This is a genomic window from Bacillus cereus group sp. Bce019 (assembly GCF_051781745.1).
Classification (GTDB): Bacteria; Bacillota; Bacilli; order Bacillales; family Bacillaceae_G; genus Bacillus_A; species Bacillus_A cereus.
In genome coordinates, this window is sequence record NZ_JBPWJX010000175.1 from 1 (window position 1) to 265 (window position 265).

A 265-nucleotide genomic window follows, 5' to 3' on the forward strand; every position below is an offset into this window, starting at 1 on the left:
GGAGGAAGGCGGCTTTGATGAGTTAGAGCCACTGGTCTTGAGTTTATCTTCATACTCACGAAGCTGTGCCCACAACTCTTCGATGAGTGCGTTAGCTTGATGGATATCAGAGACGACGGGGGGCGCGTCTGCAAATTTGGATTTTTTCTTTTTCATGCTCTGATGATGAAGGATGAAAATGATCACTCAAGAGAAAAAAGGGGATCAAGTGCTGTTGGTCACAATTTAGAGGCTGTCAATGGGGGGACTGGTGAACGGTTACGGC

1 protein-coding gene is annotated in these 265 nt (G+C 47.2%); it reads right to left on the bottom strand.

What is annotated here, in order from left to right:
* A partial coding sequence (locus ACS2QP_RS27910; RefSeq protein ID WP_438883089.1) for a DUF6444 domain-containing protein occupies positions 1-156 on the bottom strand: 156 nt, incomplete at its 3' end.
* Between the last annotated feature and the right edge of the window lie 109 nt (positions 157-265).